Source organism: Phenylobacterium sp. (genome assembly GCF_044372605.1).
Classification (GTDB): domain Bacteria; phylum Pseudomonadota; class Alphaproteobacteria; order Caulobacterales; family Caulobacteraceae; genus Phenylobacterium.
In genome coordinates this window covers 1-23,452 of record NZ_JBILRO010000021.1, presented here as the reverse complement: position 1 = coordinate 23,452, position 23,452 = coordinate 1, and the positions used below count along the sequence as shown (strand labels likewise).

Sequence of the window (23,452 nt, the reverse complement as noted above, 5' to 3'; positions counted from 1 at the left end):
ATCACATGAAGGCCGATGCGTTCCAACAACCTAGGCAGCTTGCGCCGAAGTGCAACGCCCGCACCATGCTTTCACAGACCCTGAACACCGCATCACGTCCAATATTGGGCGCAAACGTGTCAGCGTGTTTCATCCCGCTGCAGTTTCTTCAGTTGCGCGGCTTCTGCAGAGGTCAGCTCGGCCTCGACGGGCCGCGCCCTGAGCCGGGCCAGGAGCAGCGCAGCCCCGGCCAGAACGACCAGGAAGGGCGCAAGCCAGAGCACCAGATTCCCGGCTGAAAACTGCGGCGTCAGCAGAACGAACTCACCGTAGCGGTCGGTCAGAAACGTCTTGATCTCGCTGTCGGTCTTGCCTGTGGCCACCTGTTCGCGGACGACCTTGCGCAGGTCCTTGGCCAGCTCGGCCTCGCTGTCATCGATGGACTCGTTCTGGCAGACGAGACAGCGGACATCGCGGAAAATGGCGCGGGCCTGGGCCTCCTGGGCGGGGTCGGTGAGACGCTCGGCGGGATCAGATGCGGCAGCAATGCAAAGCAGACCCGCAAATGCGGCGACGAGTGCGCGGCGTTTCATGCCGCTCGCTCCCGACGCCGGCCCACGCCCAGGCGAAGGCGGCGATCCGTCAGCGACACGAACCCGCCAAGCGCCATGATCGTCGGTCCGATGAAGATCAGCGACGCCCATGGGTTCCAGTAGGCGCGCACCAGCCACATGGGTTTTTCCTCGCCGTCGCGCCGCTCACCGAGCACCAGATAAATGTGCGAGGCGCCGCGATAGCATAGCCCGACCTCGGAGGTGGTTTGGCCGCCGGTGGTGAACTGACGCTGTTCCGGCTGAACCGTGCAGACCGGTTTCCCGGCCCGCGTGACCGTCAGCGTAGCCCGGTCGGCATCGAAGTTCGGCCCCTCGACCGGTCGAACATCATCCAGGGTCACGTGATAGGCGCCGATGTTAAGGTCCCCACCGATCGGCAGGGCTTCGGCGGTCTCCAGTTTCCACGTGGTCTCGAACACGGCCCCAAGCACGAACACGCCAAGGCCCATGTGCGCCAGCGTCATGCCCCAGGCGCCTCGCGGCAGGCCGATAAACCGGCGCAGACTCTCGCGGGCCGTGGCCCGGAACAACCGGGTGCGCTCTGCGATTTCGACGAGCGCGCCAGCAACAAGCCAGGCGCCGAGCGCGACACCCATGGCCCCGAGGGCCTTTTTCGGACTGACGAGGGCGATGGCCAGCACGCCGGCGCCGCCCGCGATCAGCACGGCCAGCCACAGGCGCTGGATCACGCCCCGCGCATCGCCGCGCTTCCAGGCCAGCAGCGGGCCCGCCGGCAGCAGGATCAGCAGCGCGGCCATCAAGGGTGTGAAGGTCAGGTTGAAGTAGGGCGGGCCGACCGAGATCGCCTCACCGGTCATGGCGTCCCGGATCAGCGGATAGAGCGTGCCCAGCAAAACCGTCACGGTCGCGGCCGCCAGCAGGATGTTGTTCAGGACCAGAGCGCTTTCCCGGCTGATGGGGGCGAAGAGGCCGCCGGGCCCGAGCTTTGGCGCACGCCAGGCGAAGAGAGCGAACGCCAGGCCTGAGGTCACACCCAGGATCATCAAAAGGAGAACACCGCGCGTAGGATCCACCGCGAACGCATGAACCGAAGTCAGGACGCCGGAGCGTACCAGGAAGGCGCCCAGCATCGAGAACGTGAAGGCCGCCAGCGCCAGGAACAGGGTCCAGCCGGCCAGCGCGCCGCGCTTTTCCGTGACGATGGCGGAATGCAGTAGGGCGGTGGCTACCAGCCAGGGCATGAAACTGGCGTTCTCCACCGGATCCCAGAACCACCAGCCGCCCCAGCCCAGCTCATAGTAGGCCCAGAAGGACCCCAGTGTGATCCCGATGGTCAGAAAGCTCCAGGCCGCCAGCGTCCAGGGCCGGACCCATTTCGCCCAGGCCGCGTCGATCTTGCCCTCGATCAGCGCCCCGACAGCCAGCGAGAAGACCACCGACATGCCCACATAGCCGAAGTATAGAAAGGGCGGATGGACCGCGAGCGCCGGGTCCTGAAGCAGGGGATTGAGGGAGCGCCCCTCGGCCGGCGGCTGGGCCAGCCGCGTCAGCGGATTGGACGCAAAGACCGTGTAGGCCAGAAACAAGGTTCCCAGCACACCCTGCGCCGCGACCGTCGAGGCGCGCAGGCCGCGAGGCAGGCTCTGGCCCAGCCCTGCCGCCGCCGCGCCGAAGCCTGTAAGCGCCAGGCACCACAGCAGCATCGAGCCCTCATGGCTGCCCCAGGTCCCGGCAACACGGTAGAGCATCGGCTTTTCCGTGTGAGAATTGGCTGCGACGTTGGACACCGAGAAGTCCGAGATCACAAAGGCATGCATCAGGGCGGCAAAGGCGATCGCGACCGCAGCGAAAGCCGCCAGCGCCGCGCCCTCGCCTGCGCCCGCCAGCGCCGGAGACCGGCGCATCCGCCCCGCCGCCGACAGCACGACCTGCAGGATCGATAGCGCCAGCGCCAGGATCAGCGCGAACGATCCGGCTTCTGCGATCATGTGGGACCGCCCGTCGACTTCGCCGGCGCGTTGACCGTGGCCCCATAGGCAGGCGGCGGAGCCGCCTCCCCGCGCCACTCACCCTGTTCCTTGAGCGCCTCGGCGATTTCCTTGGGCATATACTTCTCATCGTGCTTGGCCAGCACCCGGGTGGCCTTGAAGACGCCATCAGACTGATAGGCACCCTCGGCTACGATACCCTGACCCTCGCGGAACAGGTCCGGAAGATCGCCCTGATAGACCACCCGGTCTGCCGCCAGATTGTCCTGAACGGTGAATTCGACGCGCCCATCCGTGTGCTTGACCACCGAGCCCATGGCCACGAGACCACCAAGCTGGATCGCCTGGCCAGGCTCGGGCTTGGCTTCGGCCGCCTGCGAAGGGGTATAGAAGAACGAGATCGAGTCCCGCATGCCCCAGAGCGCCAGTCCGGCGGCCAGCGTCACCACGGGCGCGATGATCGATAGCAACAGGAGGCGCATCCGCGCCTTGCGGGATTTCGGAAGCAGGGTCATCGCATGGGCTCCGCGCGGGCGGCCGCGTCCAGTTGTTGCAGAACGGCAGGCGTCTGCGCGTAGCGCGCTCGAGCGCTGGCATAGGCAGCGTCTCGTTGGGCGATGTCGCCCAGTACGGCATAGGCGCGCACCAGCCGCACCCACCCATCAGGGTCATCCGGATTGGCTTTCAGCTTGGAAGCCAGGCTGGACACCATGCCCTTGATCATCGCCAGTTCCTGAGGGTCGCCGGTGACCGGCGCAGGCTTACCTTCAAGACTGGCGATCCGGGCCTGCACGGCCTCGCGTCCCTCGACGCCCTGCGGCATGTCAGCCAGCAGCGCGCGCAAATCCGCCAGGGCCGCGCTCGTTTGTCCGGCCTCCGCCTTGGCTTGCGACAGATAGAACCGCGCGGCGGGATCGCCGGGCTCCAACGCCAGAACGCGGGTAAAGGCCATAACGGCCTCGCTCTCCATCTTGCCGCCCGCCGCCGCGAAAGCCGCCTGACCCAGCATCCGCCAGATATCCGCCCGCTCCGGCGCGAGCTCCGAGGCCCGGCGCAGCGCCTGCAATGCGGCGATGGGATTCTGCGAGGCATCTTCGGCCAGGCCAAGCAGGCGATAGCCCTCGGCCTCTGATGGGCGTTCTTTTACAGCCTGCCGCAGGACGGCAGCGATTTCCGGGGGTGTCAGGGTATTCAGATCGGACTTGCGCCAGGCCTCAAGTCGGCCGGCATAGGGCTGATCGCGTACGCCCGGTGCACCAAGCACGAGGTAGAGCCCCAGGGCCAGGGCCGGAGCAGCAGCGGCGGCCAACAGCACCAGACCCCGCGCCCGGGGCCCTTCTGTCCAGGCCTCGGCCGGAGCCCCGGCGGCGGCCAGCAGGCGACGGCCCGCCTCGGCGTGGGCGCCCTTGCGCTCGCCCTCACCCATCAGGCCGCGATCCAGCAGGTCATCGATCTCGGATAACTGTCGCCGGTAGAGGACCTGCGCCGGATCCGCAGTGGTTGCCGGCGACGCCGAACGCGCCGCTCGCAACAGCATCAACCCCGCCGCTGCGGCGGCGAGGAACCCTGCCACGACCCAGAAAAGGAACATAGCCAGCCCTGTAGCTGAAAGGCTCGGCCGGTGCGAGGGGGCTATTCGGCGTTGACCGCGATTTGGGGCTCTTGATGCCGGGCAGCCTGGGCGCGACGACGCACCAGTTCGCCCGCCTTCTCCCCCGCAACCAGATGACTGAACCGGGCAGCGACATCAAGGAATGCCCCCGCGAAGGCTGTCTCATCCGCCTGACCCAGACGAATTTGCTGGACGGCCTCCTCCACATAGAGGTCGAGAACTGCGCTGAGCTTCTCCACCAGCGCGCCCCGGGCGGCTGAGAAGCCGCCATAGTTCACTGCCGAGCGCAGGCCCGCGCTGAAGGACAGCAATGTTTCAGCTCGGCGAACGCAGGCGGCGTCAGGTTCGCAAGACAGACGCGGCGCTGTGCGGCGGACGCCGTGCTGGTTGATCTCATGCATGGGCAACGAGGTCATGGCTGCGACATCCGCATCACGAAGACGCGCCTCGACGACGCTCGCCAGATTCCGACGCTGTTTGTGCACTCGCCGGCCCCAGCCGCGATCACGGTTGAGCGCGACATTGGTTTCAATTTCCATGAGCTGGCGAACCGCCAGCTCAGCGCGAATTGCGGTCGCGTGTCCCACCTCGGGGCCAGCCTCGGGATCGAAAGTAGCGATCATGGTCAGGGCCTCATCGACCTCGTCCATCACGGCCTCGGCGAAGCCCGCCAGTTTGGAATCGCTGAGGTAGTGTTCAGTGGGCTTTTCCATGACCGCCGAAATGATCCTGAGCACCATCCAGCGTTGATCCAGCTGGGCGGCGATCATTTCAAAATAGTTCTGCCCTGCACTTGCACTGACGACCATGGCATCATTGTAGGCCAGACGCGCGGGCGCGCTGCTTCCGCTGCCCGGGTGCGAGATCCAGATCGGCAGCTTGGCGACCGCACGACGAACCACCGCGGCTATGCTCATGCAGGCCAACAGGGTTTTGGCGCCATCGGGGCGAGCCTGGTCACAAAGTTCAGCCGCCGCTGCAAAGTCGGGGTCTGAGCGCGCCTGCAATCCTGAAGCGACAGTTGCGACCATTTGGTCATAGCGTGCGGACAATCCGGGGTGCGGCGGGTCTGCCTTCGCCAGCTCGCGGATCTCTGCCAGCTCGGCGCCGGCGACTCTTCTCAGTCCACGCCAGATCAGTACAAGCGCCGCCAGGGGAAACGTCAGCTTGCGCGTATCGCTCCCTCCGCCGACGAACATCGGCGTCAGTGGCTCCATCACGGCGTTGCGAAACTGGCGCTCGGTGACTTCTGTCTCAACCAGCTTGCGGACGTCGCCCAGGGCGCTGTCGTCGACCGTCTCGGCCAATGCCTTGCTGAGGCTCGACAGGACACGGTCGGGCGAACTTTCAACGAGATGCCCGACAATCACAATCTTCTGGGCCGCGAGCGCTGGCATGGCGATAAAGACCCCTGAGCGTGAGCCTTCGGCAAGATGGCGCGGGTAGAGTTAAGATTGTGCGAAAACACCGCGCTCAGGTTTGCGCACGTGGCAGCTCGATCGCGACGGACAGACCGCCCAGCGCCGAAGCGCCCAGCGTCAATGATCCACGATAGGCGCGGGCCAGCTCGTCGATGATCGACAGGCCGAGGCCGGAGCCCGGCGCGCTCTCATCCAGCCGCGCGCCCCGCTGGATGACTTCCTCGCGTTGATCAGGCGACAATCCCGGACCGTCATCCTCGATCACCAGCCGCAGTAATCCGACGCCGGCCCCATCAGCCCGGACCCGGACCCGGCGGCGTCCGAACTTGCCGGCGTTTTCCATCGCATTGCCCGCGATCTCCAGCAGGTCCTGCCGTTCGCCGGCGAACCAGAGGTCGTCAGGCGCATCCCAATCGATCGTCACACCCTTGGCCTGAAAGATGCGCTCCAGCGTGCGGGAGAGTTCGTCCAGCACCTCGGCCACCGAGGTGCGTTCGCCCGGACCCTGGGCGCGGGCTGCGGCGCGGGCGCGGCGCAGGTGGTGATCGACCTGCTGTCGCATGACTTCAGCCTGACGGGTCACCACCTCGGCCAGCGGGCCGGGTCGCTGGCCGGCCTCGGTGATCATCACGGAGATCGGGGTTTTCAGGGCGTGGGCCAGGTTGCCGACGTGGGTGCGCTGTCGCTCCACCGTCTCCTGGTTATGCAGGACCAGCGCGTTCAGTTCCTGGGCCAGCGGTTCCAGTTCGGCTGGATAGGCTTCCTGCACGCGATCGGCCTTGCCGCCCCGAACTGCCGCCACCTCGCCCTGCAACCGAAAGAGTGGGCGCAGGCCAATCCGCACCTGAGCGAAGACCGCCAGGATCAATCCTCCGCCCAGAACCACGAACGACAGCGCAGTCGCTGCGACAAAGTTGCGCACATCCCGGTCAATCGGCGCGCGATCCTCAGCGGCCAGGAACACAGACTCGTGGCCATCGATCGTGGCGATCCGTGCAACCCCGCGCAGGCGCTCGCCCGGCTGTGGTCCGGCGGCGTCGAAAGCCACCAGTCGTCCGGGATTGGCCCGCACCCGCTGTAGCAAATCCTCCGGCGGGCGAAGCTCGGCATCCCAGAGCGAGCGCGAGCGGGCGGGTGTGGCGGTCAGCAGGCGACCTTCCTTCGTGGGTTCGGCGATGGTCCAGTAGAGCCCGGAATAGACCCGCAGCGCCCGGGCGTCGGTGAACGCCGGCGCAACCAGCGCGCCACCTTCGTAGGTGGACCCCGCGATCAGATTGTCGACCAGAACGCCAAGCGTCTGCTCAAAGCGGCGCAGGGCCGCTTGCTGGAACAGGAGCGCCAGCACAACAGCCGTGACGACCAGGGCAGCAAAGCTCCAGCCGACGGCCAGCAGCACAAGCCGCCGCGCCAGCGAGGGTCGGCCAAGGCCCCCCGGCGTCACGTGCCGGCTGTCTCCGCATCCGCCTCGCCGGCGGGGCAGGTCAGGCGGTAGCCGAGGCCCCGGACCGTCTCGATCCGGTCCGCGCCGATCTTCTTGCGGACCCGACCGATGAACACCTCTATGGTATTGGAATCCCGGTCAAAATCCTGATCATAGAGATGCTCCACCAACTCCGTCCGGCTGATCACCCGGCCCTGATGCATCATCAGGTAGTGCAGCAGGCGATACTCCAGTGACGTCAGCCGCAAAGGCTCGCCATTGACGCTGGCGCGCGCCGCCCGCGGGTCGAGTCGCAGGCCGCCGATCGAAAGGCTGGGGGTGGCGTGCCCGGCCGAGCGCCGCAGCAGGGCGCGCAGGCGGGCCAGCAGTTCCTCGGTGTGAAACGGCTTGGTCAGATAGTCGTCGGCGCCGGCGTCGAAGCCCGCCACCTTCTCGCTCCAGGCGGCGCGGGCCGTCAGGATCAGCACCGGGCTCGTCATATTCCCGCGCCGCCATCGCTCCAGCACCGAGACGCCGTCTACCCGGGGCAGGCCCAGGTCCAGGATCACCGCGTCGTAGGGTTCCGTCTCGCCCAGGAACTGGGCCTCCTCGCCGTCGGGGGCGTGGTCGACCGCATAGCCGGCATCGCCCAGCGCCATCTTCAGCTGGCGCGACAGGTCCGGATCGTCTTCGACTAGCAGGATGCGCAAGAGAGCGTCCCTTCCTTGGGTTGAACCTGGGCCTCAGCCACCCTGGCGACCGATGATCTGGCCGGACTCGGCGTCCACGACGAACACCACCACCCGACCGTTCTCCATCTGCCATTGAACATAGTAGGCGGGCCGACCGCCGGTATCGCCCATCGAGGTGTTCAGATGACGACCGGGATAGCGTGCGCCGATCATCTGCAACACGCGTGAGAGCGGCGCCTGGCGGCCCGAGCGGACCCCGTCGCGCGCTTGATCCTGGTCGCCTCGCCCGCCACCGAACGGCGGACGGCCATCCTGCGCCGCCAAGGCCGGCGCAGCCGCTGCGAAGGCGGCAAGCATCATGGCGATGGCGAAAACTGGCTTCATGACGGACCCGACCTACGCTTCCGGGACTGAACCCCGGCTGAACGCGACTTTAAGCAGGCTCCGGACTTAGCCTAAGTTCGGCGTCTGGGCGAATAGGGACGATCCTGGCGCTGCTGCTCGGCAAACGCCTCGAGCGCCGGGTCAGGCGCATCGGGCAATACGACCACCAGGCGGGCGAAAAGGTCGCCGCGCTGGCCCTGGGCGTCGACCAGGCCGCGCCCCTTCAATCGCAGGCGCGTTCCGGTGTTCGCCGATCGGGGCACGGTCAATGTCACGGCGCCGTCCGGCGTGGGGGCCTCGACCTTTCCGCCCAGCACCGCGTCATAAAAGGCGACCGGCAGGTCCATGACCAGATCGGCGCCCTCGCGTCGATAGATCGCGTGCGGCTGGATCGTGATCTCGATGAACGCGTCGCCCGCGCCACCGCGCCCCGGTCCGCCCTGCCCCTTGAGCCGCAGCGTCTGGCCATCCTGGGCGCCCTTGGGAATGGTCACATCGATCGTGCGGCCATCCGAGAACGCGATCCTGCGCTTGCCGCCCCGGATCGCATCGACCAGATCGATCTCGAGCTTGGCCCGGACATCAGCGCCCTTCTGGGCGAATCCGCCGAATCCACCGCCGGCGCCCGGACGGCCGCCGCGCGCGCCGCCGAACATCTCGCCCAGAATGTCGCTGAGGTCTGCGCCTTCGAAGGTCTCGGCCCGCGATCCGCCGCCCCGCGCGCCCGGACGTCCGCCCCACGGGCTCTCGGCGCCGAACCCGCCCATACTTTCGCGGCCGTCGGCGTCGATCAGGCCGGCGTCAAACTTCTTGCGCTTCTCCACATCGCCAACGATGTCGAAGGCGGCGCTGACCTTCTTGAAACGCTCCTCGGCCGCCGCATTGCCGGGATTGGTGTCAGGATGGTTCGCCTTCGCAAGCTTGTGGAAGGCCTTGCGGATTTCCGCGGCCGTCGCCGTCCGGGATACGCCCAGCTCCAGATAGGGGTCGCGCGCCAAACTGGTCAGAATCCTTCAATGATCACGATGCAGGAAGGCTTCTAGATTGGGTGGGCGGCGACGTCACGCAAGCCGCACTGTGGCGATTTTGCAACATTACCCTCACCCCTCCCGCTCGACCATCAGATCCCAGGCGGCGAAGTCGAGCGCATCTTCCGCTTCGGCCAGCACTTCCTCGCTGATGGTCTGCCCGCGCACCGATATACCGGCGCGGTGCGGGCTCTCCGGATCGCCGGACACCAGTGGATGCCAGTCCGCCAGATCGCGACCCTCATGCAGACGGCGATAGGCGCAACTGCCAGGCATCCATTCCAGCGCCTCGATGTTGTGCGGGGTCAGCTTGATGCAATCGGGAACGTGCCTGTGGCGATCCGCATAGTTCGAGCATCGACAGGCTGCGGCGTCGAACAGCTTGCAGTGGACCCGGGTCGGGATCACCTCGCCCGTCGTTTCATCCTCGAAACGGACAAGACAGCACAGACCGCAACCGTCGCAGAGGCTTTCCCACTCCGCCACCGTCATCTGCGCAAGGGTCTTTCGACGCCAGAAAGGTTCGCCAGCCATCGCCCGGGTTTAGTCCGACCTAAGCGCGCGATGAAGGGGGAACTTGCTTCGCCGCCCGGACCCTGTAGGACAGCGCGCCGATGAGAGCCCCCATCCTTGCCTTGAAAGCGGTTCGTCTCGCCGACGGACCGATGATGCTGTTCGACGGCGTGGACCTCGCCCTGGACGCGCGCAACCGCGCCTGCCTGGTGGGGCGCAATGGCGCCGGCAAGTCCACATTGCTGCGGATTCTGGCCGGACAGATCGAGGCCGACGACGGCGACCGCACCATCACGCCCGGCACGACCGTCGCCTTCGTGCCGCAGGAGCCCGAGATCACCGGCACCACAGTGCTGGACCACGCCACGTCCGGTGGGGCGGCCTCCTATCTGGCGGAGGCGGCGCTGGACGCGTTCGGCATCAACCCCGAAAAATCCACCCAGGGTCTCTCCGGCGGCGAGACCCGGCGGGCGGCGCTGGCCAAGGCCTTTGCCGAAGACCCTGACGTGATCCTGCTGGACGAGCCCACCAACCACCTGGACATCCTGGCCATCGAGACCCTGGAAGCCCAGATCGGCGCCAGCCGGGCTGCGGCCCTGATCGTAAGCCACGACCGCGCCTTCCTGGAACGGGTGACCCAGCGGTGCTTCTGGCTTGAACACCGGCAGGTGCGCCGCCTCGACGCCGGGTTCGCCGGGTTCGAGGACTGGGTGGAAAAGATCGAGGCCCAGCAGGCCGAGGAGGGCCGCCGCCTCGACAAGATGCTGCAACGCGAACAGCACTGGATGGAGCGAGGCGTCACGGCGCGCCGCGCGCGCAACGAAGGCCGCCGCCGCCGGCTGGTGGCATTGCGCGAAGAGAAATCCGAACGCCAGAAGGAGGTCCGGGGCGCCATGCACATGGGCCTGGAGAGCTCCGCGCTCTCCGGCAAGCGGGTGGTCGAGGCCAAGGGTTTGAACAAGGCGTTCGGCGAGCGGGTGATCCTGAAGGACTTCTCCACCCGCATCCTGCGCGGCGACCGTGTGGCGATTGTCGGACCCAACGGCGCCGGCAAGACCACTCTGGTGAAACTTCTGCTGGGCGAGATCGCCGTCGACTCCGGCGAGGTGAAACTCGGGACCAACCTGACCGTCGGCTATATCGACCAGGCCCGCGCCGCCCTGTCGCCTGAGATGACGCTGAAGGACGTGCTGACCCCGCTCGGCGGCGACCAGATTCTGGTGCGCGGCCAGCCCAAGCACGTCAACGCCTACGCCAAGGACTTCCTGTTCCGTGAGAGCCAGCTGCGCCAGCCGGTGAAGAGCCTGTCCGGCGGCGAGCGCAACCGCCTGCTGCTGGCCCGCGCCCTGGCCAATCCCGCCAATGTCATGGTGCTGGACGAGCCCACCAATGACCTCGACATGGACACGCTGGACCTGCTGGAGGACATGCTCGCCGACTATGAGGGCACGCTGATCCTGGTCAGCCATGACCGCGACTTCATCGACCGGCTGGCCACCTCGACCATCGGCCTGGATGGAACCGGTCGGGCGGTCGAGACGCCAGGCGGCTGGCAGGACTTCATTCGTCAGAACCCCGGCTTCTTCGGCGCGCTGTCAAAGGCCGAGACCGCCAAGTCCACGACCCAGAAGCCGGCCGCCGCCAAAACCGTCGCAAAGCTCACCTACAAGGACCAGCGTCGGCTGGAGGAGCTCGAAACCCTCATCGCCGAAGGTCCGGCCAAGGTCGCGGAACTGGAAACCGCCCTGGCCGATCCGGGGCTCTATGGTCGCAATCCTGGGCGCTTCGAGGCGCTTACCAAGGCCCTGGCGGCGATGCAGGCGGACATCGCCTCCGCAGAGGAGGAATGGCTGGCGCTGGAAGAGCGCCGAGAGGCTCTGGCGGCCGGCAGATAACCTCGAATCCACGTTCCTGTGGACAGCTTCAAATAACTGTCACAATTGACGTTTCCGGATGGGACTCACCGGATATCCACCGGTTGTCAACCGACAGGTCACACGCGCCTCCATTAACCAACTTGCGCACCTTTCTGATCGAGCGCACCGTTCACTTGCCGACAGGAACTGCGGCGCGGGCGGACGGAAAAACCGGCAACGGCGGACCCGGAAACTAAGCGGGCGGAGTGTCAGGCTCGAGGCCAGGAAACGGAGTAATCCGGGACGAGGCGGAAGGCAGGACATCGGCGGTCAGGGAAAACCACGGGGCGACCCGAAACCGAACTGACAGTTGGCCTAGAGGCGCAGGTCCCCCAACGGATCTGTATGAGAGGGCGGGGTTTCGGGCAACCGGAGCGCCGCCCTCTTGCTATGTGCCCCCTTGGAACGGTCGGCGCACCGCCCTGGAGCATGACTGCTTCAAGTGGATACCGGTTGAAGCGCCCGTCATGCTCTAAACATATGAAGGGCGAGCCTTTTTGTCCGGATCAGATGATTCCATCTGATCCGGAAAGGCTCTAGTCTCCTGCCGGTTCAAGTCGGGAGTTTCCATGAAAATCTTGCGCACCCTGGCGTTTGCGGTCGCAGCGCTGCTGGCCGCCTGTTCTCCGGGGAAGAAGGAGGAGACCGCCGCGCCCTCCGCCAATGCGCCGGTGACGATCCGCTTCGCCACCGACTGGCGCGCGCAGGCCGAGCACGGCGGGTTCTATCAGGCGCTGGCCTCGGGCGAATACGCAAAGCGCGGCCTCAAGGTCGAGATCGTCCAGGGCGGGCCGGGCGTGAACGTGCCGCAACTGCTGGCCGCCAACGCCGTCGACCTGGGCATGGGCTCCAACAGCTTCATCGTCATGAACCTCGCGCAGGAGGGTGTGCCGGTGAAGGCTGTCGCGGCCTTCATGCAGAAGGACCCGCAGGTGCTGATCGCCCACCCCGACACTGGCGCGGAGAAAATCGCCGACCTGAAGGGCCGCCCGATCCTCTTGTCGGACGCCTCCGTCACCGCCTTCTGGGTTTGGCTGAAGGCCAAGTACGGTTTCACCGACGATCAGGTGCGCAAGTACAACTTCAACTCCGCGCCGTTTCTGGCCGACAAGCGCGCCGTCCAGCAGGGCTATGTGACCTCCGAGCCCTACACGATCGAGAAGATGGCGGGTCTCAAACCGAGCGTGTTCCTGCTGGCCGACGAAGGCTACCCCGGCTACGCCACCATGGTACTGGCCACCGACGCGGTGATCGCGAAGAACCCGGCGGCGGTGAAGGCCTTCGTCGAGGCCTCGGCCCTGGGCTGGCGCGACTACCTGGCTGGAGACCCCAAGGCGGCCGACGCCCTGATCCGCAAGGACAATCCCGAGATGACGGACGACGTGCTGGCGCAGGCGCGGGAGAAGCTCCGGAGCTACAAGATCATCGAGGGATCCGAAGGCGCACCCATCGGCGCCATGACCGACGCGCGCTGGACCGCCTTCGCCGACATGGCCAAGGCCCAGGGGGTGTACCCGAAGACGCTGGATGCCGCGAAAGCCTACACCCTGGCGTTCTCGCCCAAGTGATGGTCGTGACATTCCTGCCTCCCCCGTTTACGGGGGAGGGGGACCGCGCCCCGCAGAGGGTGTGGTGGAGGGGGCGAGCGCCGCACTGCATGCGATCTTCAATCCTGACATCAAAGCGGGCCAAATCGCTGCGCAGGAATCTGACTGAGCCAGAGATTATGTTGTGGGTCCGACTGAGGCGTCGGTCGCCGGACTATCCGGTCTTCAGAAACCAGCATCCGCTCGGACCGTATATCCTGGATTTCTACTGTCCCAAGGCGAAGCTTGCCGTGGAAATTGATGGTGCTGGCCACTTCGAGAAAGCTCAGATTGAGCACGACGAGCGGCGGGATGCATGGCTGAATCGTCAGGGTGTGACGGTCTTTCGGGTGACGGCTTCTGCGGTCTTTGAGGATGCCGGTAACGTGGCAGACGGCGTGCGGCGGATGGCGGACGAGCTTATCGCTGTGCGCGGGGCCGCCCCCTCCACCACGCCCTTCGTGCGCGGTCCCCCTCCCCCGCTCCGCGTGGGAGGCAGATCGTGAGCAACGCCTTTCCTGCCTCCCCCGTTTACGGGGGAGGGGGACCGCGCCCCGCAGAGGGCGTGGTGGAAGGGGCGGTCGCCACAATGGGTTGCGGAAGCAGATCGTGATCGCGTCACTCTCCAACGTCGAGGTCGACTACGACCGGGGCCTGGCTCTAGGACCGATGTCGCTGGAGATCGCCGCGGGCGAGATCGTGGCGCTGGTCGGTCCGTCGGGCTGTGGGAAGTCCACCGCACTGCGCCTGCTGGCCGGGCTGGAGGCGCCGACGCGCGGGACCGTGACCCGGGCGGCCGGACGTGGCGAGACGGCCGTGGTGTTCCAGGCGCCGACGCTGGCGCCTTGGCTGTCGGCCCAGGCCAATGTGGCCTTGCCGCTGGAGCTGGCGGGCACGCCCCGGCCTGAAGCCCGCCGACGGGCCGATGAAGCCCTGGCGCGGGTGGGACTTGGTGCCGCTGTGGCCGCGAGGCCGGCCCAGCTGTCCGGCGGCATGGCGATGCGGGTGTCCCTGGCGCGGGCGCTGGTGACCAGCCCCCGGCTGCTGCTGCTGGACGAGCCGTTCGCGGCGCTGGATGAGATCACACGCCGCACCCTGGCTGATGACGTGCTCACGCTCTGGGCCACCACCCAGCCCGCCATCATCTTCGTGACGCACAACGTCGAGGAGGCGGTCTACATGGCCTCGCGCGTGGTGGTGATCAGCCGCGGCCCTGGCCGGATCGTCGGCGACTTTCCGGTTGAAGGCCCCCTGCCCCGCCCCCCCCAATTCCGGACCCAGGCGGCGTTCCGGACCACGGTGGAGGCGGTTTCCGCAAGCCTGGCCGAAGGTGTGGCCGTATGAGCCGGTTGGCCCCCTTCGTCCTGATCGCCATCCTGCTGGCCGGCTGGGAGATCGCCTGCCGGGTGATGCAGGTGCCGGTCTATTTCCTGCCGCCGCCGTCCGCCGTGGCCGTAGCGTTGTCGGAACACTGGCCGGCGCTGGTGGCGGCATCCTGGCGGACCCTGTCGGTCGCCCTGATCTCGCTGGTTCTGGCGAGCCTGATCGCCCAGGCGCTGGCGATCCTGACCGCACTCAGCCCGCTTCTGGACCGCGCGATCCGCCCCCTGGCTTCGGTCGTACAGGTGACGCCTGTGGTCGCCATCGCGCCGCTGGTGCTGATCTGGGCGGGACTGGATCATCCGGAGCGCGCCCTGGTGACCCTGGCCGTTCTGGTGGCGTTTTTCCCGATCTTTTCCGGCGCGACAGCTGGTCTGCGCTCGGCGGACCCGGATCTGGAGCGCCTGTTCGCCCTTTATGGCGCGGGGCGCTGGCAACGGGTCATGCGGTTGCGCCTGCCCTCCGCCGTGCCGTTCCTGCTGGAGGGCCACAAGGTGGGCGCTGGGCTGGCCCTGATCGGCGCCGTGGTGGCTGAATTTGGCGCAGGCTCGGGCGGGGTGCGCGGACTGGCCTGGCAGATCCTGGACGCCGGCAACAAGCTTCAGACTGACCGCATGATCGCGGCTCTGGTGGTGCTGGGAGCCATGGGCGTGGCCCTGCACGCCGCGCTCGAAGCCATCGAGCGGGCGGGGTTAAGGTGGTGGCGAGGCCGGTGAGTCTGGAGCGGGTTGAGGAAAAGTGGGAACCGGTTTTCCGCCCGCAACCCGCTCCAAACATATGGGGGCGATCACGTTCTTCGAGATTGGATTGAGTCAATCCAATCTCGACGTGATCTAGCGGGTCGGTCGGTCTGAGCGATCCCGCAGGCGATCCATCGCATCATTGGCCAGCACGCTGGCGGAACGCAGGCCGTGTTCGCCGAACACGTCGAGCGCGGCGTCCAGCGCCATCATGGCGGCGGCGCGTTCGCCCTTGTCGATCCCGGTCATGCCGAGGCGTGCTTCGTAGAGACGCGCCAGATGCAGTTGCGCCAGGGCCCAGCCCACCGGATCGCGGCCGGGGGACAGCGCGGCCAGTTCGATCTTCATGGCGGCTTCCGCCACATCCAGCACAGCGCGATCGCCGGTGATTTCCGCAACGCGCGCCAGACAGACAGCCCGGGCGCTGGCGGCCACGCCGCGCAGGGGCAAGGTGGCCGTATCCTTCAGCACCAGGCTGGCGCGGTCGAAGCAACTCACGGCATGTTCGAAGGCCCGGGCGTCACTTGCAGCCTCGCCGAGGGCCTGGAGGGACTGCCCCAGCGCCACCTGGGCTCGGGCCCAGTCCAGGGGGCTGTGATCACGGGTGAGATTGTCCAGGGCCAGGGCAAGGGCTCCCGCTCCGGCAGCGAGCGTATCGACGTCGCCGACGGCTTCACCGCGGAGGGCCAAGGCCTGCCCATGAGCGATTTTGGCGCGCGCCCAGGTCAGCGGCTCGTAGTCGCTGTCCAGCCGGTCCGCAGCGGCGGCGGCGTCCTGGGCGGCCATGTCCAGCAGGTCGCCATCGCGCAGGCGGGCGCCCCAGCCGGACAGGAGATCGGCCCGGATCAGACGCGCTTCCGCGGCCAGCGCCCGGGCGGCTGGAACGCGCTTGGCAATGGTGTCGAGGGCGGCGATCGGCGCGTTCAGCCGCGCCGCCCAGGCGCGCGCCGCAGCGACGTCGGAGCCTTCCAGCAGGCGACGGCCTTCAAGGGTGGCGACCCCGATGTCAGCGAGCGGTGCGGCCAGCCCGCCCTTGGTCGATGACCGCGCCTCGTTGAAGGCGACCTCGGCGGCGGCGGTAAGGCCTGGGTCTCCGAAGATCTCGGCGCCGAGCAACGCACAATAAGCCTGCTCACAGCGCGCGCGCGCCCAGCCGTCGCGGCGATGGGTGGCGTCAAAGCCTGTGGCGGCGATCTCCGCACCGGCGGCGGCCTTGCGCAGCGCGACAGGATCACCGGTGCGCCGGGCTACCTCACGCCAGACGATGGCGGCCTCCAGGCGTCGGGCGGGCTTGTCCTTGGCGCCGACGCGACCGGCGGCGACGTCGGAAGCCTTGGCCTCCTGAGCCAGCAGCCGCGCGTCCAGCAGTTCCAGCAGCGACGTGTCGCCCCGGATCAGTCCGTCTGACGGCGCTCTGGTCCGCTCGGCGGAGAAGAAACGCTTCAGTTCACGGCCCAGCTCGAACATCACCGGCTCCGAACCCGACGGAGTCCCACGTTGGAACGGCCTGACCGGGTCATCTCGGAACACAGCAAAGCCGGAGCCGCAGACTTTAACAAGTGGTTAACTTGCAAGGTATGGTTAACGCCGGCAGAGCGGCACTGCAGTATTCGCCGAGGCGAGCCGGGATCAATTGAACGGGTCTGTTAACACTTTACGCGAAAATCCTGCCCTGCTCGTCCTGCGACAGCACGCGCCACTCTCCCGGGCCGAGCTCATCCGGCAGGCCAAGGGTGCCAATCCGGTCCCGGTGCAGTGCAGTCACGTGATTGCCGACGGCGGCGAACATCCGGCGGACCTGATGGTAACGTCCCTCGGTGATCGTCAGGCGGGCAAGCCGCTCGCCAAGGATCTCCAGCGTGGCGGGCGCCAGCGGCGTGGTCTCACTTTCCAGCATCAGGGCGCCGGACGCGAAGGTCTCGACCTCCGTGCCGTCCAGAGGACGATCCAGGGTGACCACATAGCGCTTGGCCACATGATGGCGCGGCGAAATCACCCTGTGGAGAAAGTCGCCGTCGTCGGTGATCAGCAGCAGGCCGGAGGTGTCCTTGTCCAGTCGACCGATGGTGGACAGCGACGGCATCCGCGCGCGCCAGCGCATTGGCAGCAACTCATACACACTGCGCCCTGCTTCCTTGTGGGAGCAGACCACATCCAGCGGCTTGTGCATGATCAGCGTCAGCGGTGCGGGTGGGTCGAGAGGTCGGCCCGTGACGGTCATCCGTGACGACAGATCCGGGGTCAGCGCAATGCGCGCGCCGGCGTCCTTGATGACCACGCCATCGAGTTCCACCTGCCGATGGGCCACCAGCGCGCTGACCTCCCGGCGCGAGCAATAGCCGAGGTTGGCCAGCAACCGGTCCAGCCGGGCCATCGGAACCTTGGGCGGTTTCACTTGCGCGCCTCGATGATCTTGTAGCCGCCGGCGTCGGCCTGGACGGTGACCGTGGCGAAGGCGGCGGTAAGGGCCGCCTCATAGGGCAGGTGCCGGTTGGCCACCAACCAGCAGACCCCGCCCCGGCGGAGCAGGCGCGCAGCGGTCTGGACGAAAGCGACGCCAAGGGCACGATCCTCCCGGCCGCCATCGTGGAAAGGCGGGTTCATCACTACGAAATCGAGACCCGAGAGATCTTCGCCCAGGCGGCGCACATCGGCCTGGATCACGTTCGCGCGGGGATCGTCCAGATTGTGCGCCGCGCAGTCCACGGCCCGGCGGTCCAGGTCGACGCAGGTCAGTGCGGTGACGGGCCCGGAGGTCAACACCGCGATCGCCAGCAGGCCGACGCCGCAGCCAAGATCAGCGCCCTTCCCCGAGAGCGGCGGCAGCAGCTCGATCAACCGCGCGCTGCCAGGATCCAGCCGGTCCCAGCTGAACACGCCCGGCTGGGACCACACGCCAAGGTCCTCCACGATACGCGGCGCGCCGGCGGCGATGGCGGCCTCCAGACCGGTGAGCGTCTCGGGTCGCGTCGTGCTGCAGAACCGATGATGGCGGCGAGCATCCTCCACCACCTGGCAACCAAAGGCCTCCAGCGCCTTCTTCAGGCGAGAGCCGCCCTTGTCCTTGGGCGCAAAGGCCAGAAGCCGTCCGCCGGGGCGCAGCACCCGAAGCGCCTGGGCCAGCACATAGTCCCGTTCCAGGGTGCCGCCGGGGGCCAGGATGATCGCCTCATCCGCCGAGGCGTCGGGCTGGTTTGCAAGGTCGGCGGCGCCGGGGATCATGGGCGAGACCTGCAGGGCCCTTGCCGGGATATCGACGAGGCCGGAGGCCGGGACCCCGTAGAGGATGATCATCTCACCGCCCCCGCGAAGCCCCACCGGGATGACACGGTTTGGAAATGTCGCTTGCCAGCGACCAACACCCCTACGCCCGTTCCTTGGATCGCTCGAAGCGGACCTTGGGGTAGCGGTCGGTGGCGTAGCCGACGTCCCACGAGCTCCTGGCCAGATACACCGGCTGTTCGTCGATATCGGTGCCCATGGCGCTGCGATGCTTTGAAATGAAGTCCTCGAGATCGGCCTTCTCGCCCAGGATCCAGCGGGCCTCGCCGAAGGGGCTGGGCTCGAAGATCACGTCGAGCTGGTATTCCTCCCGCAGGCGATCGGCCATCACCTCGAACTGGAGTTGGCCCACCGCGCCGACGATGAAGTCCGCGCCCAGGTCGGGGCGGAACAGCTGGGTCACCCCCTCCTCCGCCAGGCTCTCCAGCGCCTTCTTCAGGTGCTTGGCCTTCAGCGGATCCTTCACCCGCACCCGCTGCAGGATTTCCGGCGCGAAATTCGGCAGGCCGGCAAACCGCAGGGTCCCGCTCTCGGAGAGACTGTCGCCCACCCGCAGCACGCCGTGGTTCGGAATGCCGATCACGTCGCCGGCAAAGGCGTCCTCGGCCAGCTCGCGGTCCGAGGCGAAGAACATCATCGGCGCGTTGACGCTGAGTTGCTTGCCGGTGTTCTGCACCTTCAGCTTCATGCCGCGCGAGAACTTGCCCGAGCAGAGCTTGAGGAAGGCGATCCGATCGCGGTGGTTGGGGTCCATATTGGCCTGGACCTTGAAGACGAAGCCGGTGACCTCGCGGTCTCCCGGCGCCACGTGGATCGCCTCGGCCGCCTTGCGCGCCGCCACGGCCTTGGGCGGCGGGGCATAGGCGCCCAGACCCTCCAACAGCTGATCGACGCCGAAGTGGCGCAGGGCCGATCCGAAGAAAACCGGCGTCATGTGGCCTTCGAGAAACGCCTGCGGGTCAAAGGTTTTGCCGGCGCCCAGCACCAGCTCGGCGTTGTCCGACAGCTCCTCCTGCTCGTCGGGATCCAGGTAGCGGGAGATGGCGTTGCCCCGGAATGCGATGGCGTCCGGATGGCCGTCGTCCTCGCCCGCCGCGCCGCCGCCCTTCTTCTGGAACGGCAGGAACATGTCGCGGCGCAGGTCCAGCATCCCCTTGAACCGCCCGCCCGAGCCGGCGGGCCAGTAGAGCGGCGCCGGGTCCAGCGCCAGCTTCGACGACACCTCGTCCAGCAGCTCAAACGGATCCTGCGCCTCGCGGTCCATCTTGTTGATGAAGGTGATGATCGGGATGTCCCGAAGCCGGCACACCTCGAACAGCTTCAGCGTCTGGGGCTCGATGCCCTTGGCGGCGTCCAGCACCATCACCGCCGCATCGGCCGCCGTCAGGGTGCGGTAGGTATCTTCCGAGAAGTCCTCGTGGCCGGGCGTGTCCAGCAGATTGAACATCAGCCCGTCATGGTCGAACGTCATCACCGAGGCCGAGACGGAGATCCCGCGCTCGCGCTCGATCTTCATCCAGTCGGACCGGGTCCGCCGGTTCTCACCCCGCGCCCGCACCGCGCCCGCCGCCCGGATCGCCCCGCCGGCCAGCAGCAGGTTTTCCGTCAAGGTGGTCTTGCCGGCGTCGGGGTGGGAGATGATCGCGAAGGTGCGGCGGCGCGCGGCCTCGGCGGCAGGAGAGCTGGACATGCGGCGCGCCTATCACGCGGGGGCGCGGAGCGGAAGCGCGGGGCGGGTGCCCAGCTGTCCCTCGCTGCGCCCTCAAACACCGCCAGCTGCGCCGCGAACGCCCGCTGACAGGCCGGACGGGCCTCTGGCGCGGAGGGCAGCAGGCGGCTAGGCCGAAGCCGCCGATCATCAGGGCCCACCTGCCCGGGCCCGGCACAAAGGTTCCCCGTGCGCGCGGGAAGTTACCTGACGCCGGACGCCGGCCTTGAGGGAAATCAACGCCAGACCTGCGGCAAAGCCTTAACTGGGCGATCGAGGGGACGACCAGGAGGAGCACTGTGGCTCCGTACACGATCAGCTATCTGGGGGCGGCGGGAGAGCTCCTCGAGCGCCGGGAGCAATGCTTCCGGAACGACGACCACGCGTTGGACACAGTGGGCCAGAGCAAACATCCCCACCAGATCCTGGTCCATCATCAGGGCCGTCTGGTCGCCCGGTTTCCACCCTGGCCCCGGGAATCTCGGTGACATCGCGTGATTGCGTTACGCGATCTCCCCGAACGCTCCCCCGGCGTAACGGCCGGCCAGGTCGCCGAGATACATTTCCAGCAACCGCGTGGCTTCCGCCTTCATGTCGTCCGAGACATTCAGGACAAACAGGGCATCGACCACCTGCAGCAGGATCTGCGCTGACAGATTTCGCGTTGCGGCCGGCGCCTCTGGCGCAAGCCAGGCCAGCATGTTGGTCAACTCAGTGACCAGGCCGGAATCGAGAGCCGCTTCCTGACCCGCGCCCTCCCAGTCTTCCGGCATGCCGAGCCGCAGGATCCGATAGGCAGGGTTCGCTTCCATGAACGCCTGAAGCGGGGCCAGATAGGCCTCCAGGAACACCTTGGGCGGAGGGCGCGCGGACCCGGCCTTTAGCATAGCACTGGCGCCGGCCAAGGCCGCCTTCAGACGCTCTATGTGACGGGCGTGGAGCGTCACCAGAATCGCCGTCCGCGACGCGAAGAACTGGTAAAGAGAGCCATGCGCGGCCTTGGCGCGCTTCGCGACATCCGCCATCGCGAACCCCTCAAGCCCCCGTTCCACGATCAGGGCTTCAGCAGCATCCAGCAAGGATTGCTGGCGGTCACGGCCGCGCTTCTGGAGCGCCGGCAGGGCAAGGTTTTTGTGGGCTTCAGTCACGACAGGTCAGGCTTTTCACGTCCGGGGCTTGCAAACGCGACATTATCGTCATATTTAAGATGATAACTTTGTCATATAATGGGGTCGTTCCCCCGTGTCTTCCGTTCTTGCACGTCGCACGTTTCTGGCCGGCGTGGCGACCGCCCTGTCGGCGCCGACAGTCTTGCGCGCTGGCGTCGAGGCCGACGCGGACGTCGTGGTCATTGGAGCCGGCACAGCCGGCCTGAGCGCCGCCGACGCGCTTCTCCGCAAGGGCCTGAAGGTCATCGTTCTGGAGGCCCGGAACCGTATTGGCGGGCGCGCCTGGACAGAGAGCGAGACGCTTGGTCTGCCTTTTGACCAGGGCGCGCATTGGCTGCACAACGCCGAGGTAAACAGCTTCAGATCCAGCGCTCGCGCCCTGGGTCTGCAACTCGTTGATGGCGTCAGATCGATCGTTTTCCCGCGCGGAAAAACAGCTTGAGCGCCGGATGGGATCGCAGATTTTCTCAGGAAAAGATGCCGCCCTTTCCCGGTTCCGGAGTGATGATCTATGGCAGAACGGCGTGATTGGCGCCGCTGCATTCTCGATGGCGGCCAATCCGGAGCAGATCTCAATCCTGGATTGGGCGACGTTGACCGATGGCGGCGATCTGGCCGTCAAGGGTGGCTACGGGGCCCTGATCGCGCGCGTGTTCGCCAGTGTTCCGGTCAGGCTCGGGCATCGCGTTGCGGCGCTGGACTGGTCGCAATCCGGCAGGGTGAAGGTGTCGGGTGACTGGGGCGTCATTTCCGCCCGACGGGTGATCGTGGCCGTGCCGCCGACCGTGCTCGCCAGCGGCTCGATCAATTTCACGCCCGCCCTCCCTCTCGCCAGGCAGCAGGCGTTGGCGGCCTTCCACAAGGGCCAGTTCCTCAAGGTCGGCATGCGTCTTGGTCTGCCCACCGAAGGACTTGCCGAGTATCACGCCGATCTCGACCATCTGGCGGGCGAACGACGTGAAGTCCTGATTGCCGACAGGTTCAATCCGCTGCTGACCCTGATCGCGTCAGGCGACACCGCGCGCGATCTGGCAGGTCAGGCCCCGGACGCACGAAAAGCCTACGCCGTTGAACGCGTATCGGCTCTCCTGGGGTCAAATGTCGCCAACAGCATCGCCGCCACGACGTCCTATGACTGGGCGTCGGATCCGCTCGCGATGGGAAGCTACAGTGCGCTGCCGCCCGGCGCCGCCGACGCACGAAAGGTCTTCGCGGAACCCCTGTCTGACCTCATTCACTTCGCGGGCGACGCCGCGCCCACCCCCTATGCCGTGACCGTCTATGGCGCCTACCGATCGGGTGTAAGCGTCGCCGGAAAGATCGCGTCCCTGAAGCGGTCATAGGGTGAATAGGCGGGACGCGAACATCTGTAACGGCTTTCCGGGACCCCTCGAGATTACCTGACCCTCCCCGGATTTGCCGCCTCCGGGATACACCCGCGGGCCCGGAAAGGCGGCAGCACGCGACTTTCAATTCCTCTACGCGCGACAGCTTGGTAACGCTGAGGCCGCCTGCCAGGTCGGCGCAGCGCGTGGTCGCAGGGTGGGCGTGCATGGGTGGCGGGACTTTGACCCCGGAAGGGAACGCAATGCGGCAGCACCACATCTCCCGGCGCGGACTGCTCGCGACCGCTCCTGCGCTGCTGATCGCCGCCGGTTGCGCCCAGGCCGCCAGGGCCCAGGAGATTGTTGTCTACAAGACCCCGTGGTGCGGCTGCTGCAAGGCGTGGGTGACCCACATGACCCAGGCCGGCTTCAGCCCCGTGGTCAAGGAGATGCAGGACCTCGCGCCCGTGCGCGAGCAGTACGGAATTCCGTTCGCGCTGTCGTCGTGCCACACCGGCGTGATCGGCGGCTATGTGATCGAAGGCCATGTGCCGGCGGAGGATGTGGCCAGGCTGTTGAAGACGCGTCCGAAGGCGTTGGGCCTGACCGTCCCCGGCATGCCGATCGGATCGCCAGGGATGGAGCAGGCCTCGGGGGTCACCGAACCTGTTGACACCCTGTTGCTGCTGGACCGAAGCGGCCGCACCCAGGTTTTCGCCCGCCACAACTGACCA

General features: G+C 67.0%; 23 protein-coding genes. 8 read left to right on the top strand and 15 right to left on the bottom strand.

What is annotated here, in order from left to right; translation table 11 throughout:
• Positions 1-119: 119 nt before the first annotated feature.
• The 10 genes from ACIQ42_RS03625 to ACIQ42_RS03580 all read right to left on the bottom strand — a co-directional run bounded on the left by ACIQ42_RS03625 (position 120) and on the right by ACIQ42_RS03580 (position 9,633).
• Positions 120-572 (bottom strand): cytochrome c-type biogenesis protein CcmH, encoded by a 453-nt coding sequence (locus ACIQ42_RS03625; protein ID WP_397420853.1) that lies wholly within the window; start codon positions 570-572, stop codon positions 120-122.
• Positions 569-2,542 carry a heme lyase CcmF/NrfE family subunit gene (locus ACIQ42_RS03620; protein ID WP_397420852.1) on the bottom strand — a complete coding sequence of 658 codons (1,974 nt, stop codon included), beginning with the start codon at positions 2,540-2,542 and terminating at the stop codon, positions 569-571. Before ACIQ42_RS03620 ends, ACIQ42_RS03625 begins: the two co-directional genes overlap by 4 nt.
• The gene (gene ccmE / locus ACIQ42_RS03615) at positions 2,539-3,057 is read right to left on the bottom strand and encodes a cytochrome c maturation protein CcmE (RefSeq protein WP_397420851.1); all 519 of its coding nucleotides are present in this window, start codon (positions 3,055-3,057) and stop codon (positions 2,539-2,541) included. The genes ACIQ42_RS03620 and ccmE overlap by 4 nt, the downstream gene beginning before the upstream one ends.
• Positions 3,054-4,133, bottom strand: coding sequence for a c-type cytochrome biogenesis protein CcmI (gene ccmI / locus ACIQ42_RS03610; protein ID WP_397420850.1), 1,080 nt, complete (start codon positions 4,131-4,133; stop codon positions 3,054-3,056). Before ccmI ends, ccmE begins: the two co-directional genes overlap by 4 nt.
• 41 nt (positions 4,134-4,174) lie before the next feature.
• Positions 4,175-5,551, bottom strand: coding sequence for a hypothetical protein (locus ACIQ42_RS03605; RefSeq protein ID WP_397420849.1), 1,377 nt, complete (start codon positions 5,549-5,551; stop codon positions 4,175-4,177).
• 76 nt (positions 5,552-5,627) lie between these two features.
• Positions 5,628-7,016, bottom strand: a complete 1,389-nt coding sequence (locus tag ACIQ42_RS03600) for a sensor histidine kinase (protein WP_397420848.1) — start codon at positions 7,014-7,016, stop codon at positions 5,628-5,630.
• Positions 7,013-7,705, bottom strand: coding sequence for a response regulator transcription factor (locus tag ACIQ42_RS03595; protein ID WP_397420847.1), 693 nt, complete (start codon positions 7,703-7,705; stop codon positions 7,013-7,015). Before ACIQ42_RS03595 ends, ACIQ42_RS03600 begins: the two co-directional genes overlap by 4 nt.
• A gap of 33 nt (positions 7,706-7,738) precedes the next feature.
• Positions 7,739-8,071, bottom strand: coding sequence for a PepSY domain-containing protein (locus ACIQ42_RS03590; protein ID WP_397420846.1), 333 nt, complete (start codon positions 8,069-8,071; stop codon positions 7,739-7,741).
• A gap of 71 nt (positions 8,072-8,142) precedes the next feature.
• A complete protein-coding gene (locus ACIQ42_RS03585) occupies positions 8,143-9,069 on the bottom strand; it encodes a DnaJ C-terminal domain-containing protein (protein WP_397420845.1) in 927 nt (308 codons plus the stop codon).
• Between the two features lie 102 nt (positions 9,070-9,171).
• Complete coding sequence (locus ACIQ42_RS03580) at positions 9,172-9,633, bottom strand: YcgN family cysteine cluster protein (protein WP_397420844.1); 462 nt, start codon at positions 9,631-9,633, stop codon at positions 9,172-9,174.
• A gap of 80 nt (positions 9,634-9,713) precedes the next feature.
• On the opposite strand from ACIQ42_RS03580, the gene ACIQ42_RS03575 reads away from it, so the two are divergent.
• The 5 genes from ACIQ42_RS03575 (at position 9,714) to ACIQ42_RS03555 (ending at position 15,210) form a co-directional block, all read left to right on the top strand.
• Positions 9,714-11,507, top strand: coding sequence for an ABC-F family ATP-binding cassette domain-containing protein (locus tag ACIQ42_RS03575; RefSeq protein WP_397420843.1), 1,794 nt, complete (start codon positions 9,714-9,716; stop codon positions 11,505-11,507).
• Positions 11,508-12,097: 590 nt separating this feature from the next.
• Positions 12,098-13,096: an ABC transporter substrate-binding protein gene (locus ACIQ42_RS03570; protein WP_397420842.1), complete on the top strand. Its 999-nt coding sequence runs from the start codon at positions 12,098-12,100 to the stop codon at positions 13,094-13,096.
• Entirely contained in the window at positions 13,096-13,620 is a 525-nt protein-coding gene (locus ACIQ42_RS03565) for an endonuclease domain-containing protein (protein WP_397420856.1), read from the top strand. Before ACIQ42_RS03570 ends, ACIQ42_RS03565 begins: the two co-directional genes overlap by 1 nt.
• 163 nt (positions 13,621-13,783) lie before the next feature.
• Complete coding sequence (locus ACIQ42_RS03560; protein ID WP_397420855.1) at positions 13,784-14,458, top strand: ABC transporter ATP-binding protein; 675 nt, start codon at positions 13,784-13,786, stop codon at positions 14,456-14,458.
• On the top strand, positions 14,455-15,210 hold the full coding sequence (locus tag ACIQ42_RS03555; RefSeq protein WP_397420841.1) for an ABC transporter permease: 756 nt from the start codon (positions 14,455-14,457) through the stop codon (positions 15,208-15,210). Before ACIQ42_RS03560 ends, ACIQ42_RS03555 begins: the two co-directional genes overlap by 4 nt.
• Before the next feature lie 117 nt (positions 15,211-15,327).
• On the opposite strand, the gene ACIQ42_RS03550 is transcribed toward ACIQ42_RS03555, so the two are convergent.
• The 5 genes from ACIQ42_RS03550 to ACIQ42_RS03530 all read right to left on the bottom strand — a co-directional run bounded on the left by ACIQ42_RS03550 (position 15,328) and on the right by ACIQ42_RS03530 (position 21,372).
• Positions 15,328-16,701, bottom strand: a complete 1,374-nt coding sequence (locus tag ACIQ42_RS03550) for a hypothetical protein (protein ID WP_397420840.1) — start codon at positions 16,699-16,701, stop codon at positions 15,328-15,330.
• Positions 16,702-16,888: 187 nt separating this feature from the next.
• Positions 16,889-17,608, bottom strand: coding sequence for a pseudouridine synthase (locus ACIQ42_RS03545; protein ID WP_397420854.1), 720 nt, complete (start codon positions 17,606-17,608; stop codon positions 16,889-16,891).
• Positions 17,609-17,625: 17 nt separating this feature from the next.
• Positions 17,626-18,528, bottom strand: a complete 903-nt coding sequence (locus ACIQ42_RS03540) for a methyltransferase (RefSeq protein WP_397420839.1) — start codon at positions 18,526-18,528, stop codon at positions 17,626-17,628.
• A gap of 70 nt (positions 18,529-18,598) precedes the next feature.
• Positions 18,599-20,206, bottom strand: a complete 1,608-nt coding sequence (locus ACIQ42_RS03535; protein ID WP_397420838.1) for a peptide chain release factor 3 — start codon at positions 20,204-20,206, stop codon at positions 18,599-18,601.
• 521 nt (positions 20,207-20,727) lie between these two features.
• Positions 20,728-21,372, bottom strand: coding sequence for a TetR/AcrR family transcriptional regulator (locus ACIQ42_RS03530; protein ID WP_397420837.1), 645 nt, complete (start codon positions 21,370-21,372; stop codon positions 20,728-20,730).
• Between the two features lie 94 nt (positions 21,373-21,466).
• On the opposite strand from ACIQ42_RS03530, the gene ACIQ42_RS03525 reads away from it, so the two are divergent.
• From ACIQ42_RS03525 to ACIQ42_RS03515, 3 genes are all read left to right on the top strand, one after another.
• The gene (locus tag ACIQ42_RS03525) at positions 21,467-21,835 is read left to right on the top strand and encodes an FAD-dependent oxidoreductase (protein ID WP_397420836.1); all 369 of its coding nucleotides are present in this window, start codon (positions 21,467-21,469) and stop codon (positions 21,833-21,835) included.
• A 7-nt stretch (positions 21,836-21,842) separates the two neighbouring features.
• Entirely contained in the window at positions 21,843-22,736 is an 894-nt protein-coding gene (locus ACIQ42_RS03520) for a flavin monoamine oxidase family protein (RefSeq protein ID WP_397420835.1), read from the top strand.
• Between the two features lie 245 nt (positions 22,737-22,981).
• The gene (locus ACIQ42_RS03515) at positions 22,982-23,449 is read left to right on the top strand and encodes a DUF411 domain-containing protein (RefSeq protein WP_397420834.1); all 468 of its coding nucleotides are present in this window, start codon (positions 22,982-22,984) and stop codon (positions 23,447-23,449) included.
• The last annotated feature ends 3 nt before the right edge of the window (positions 23,450-23,452 follow it).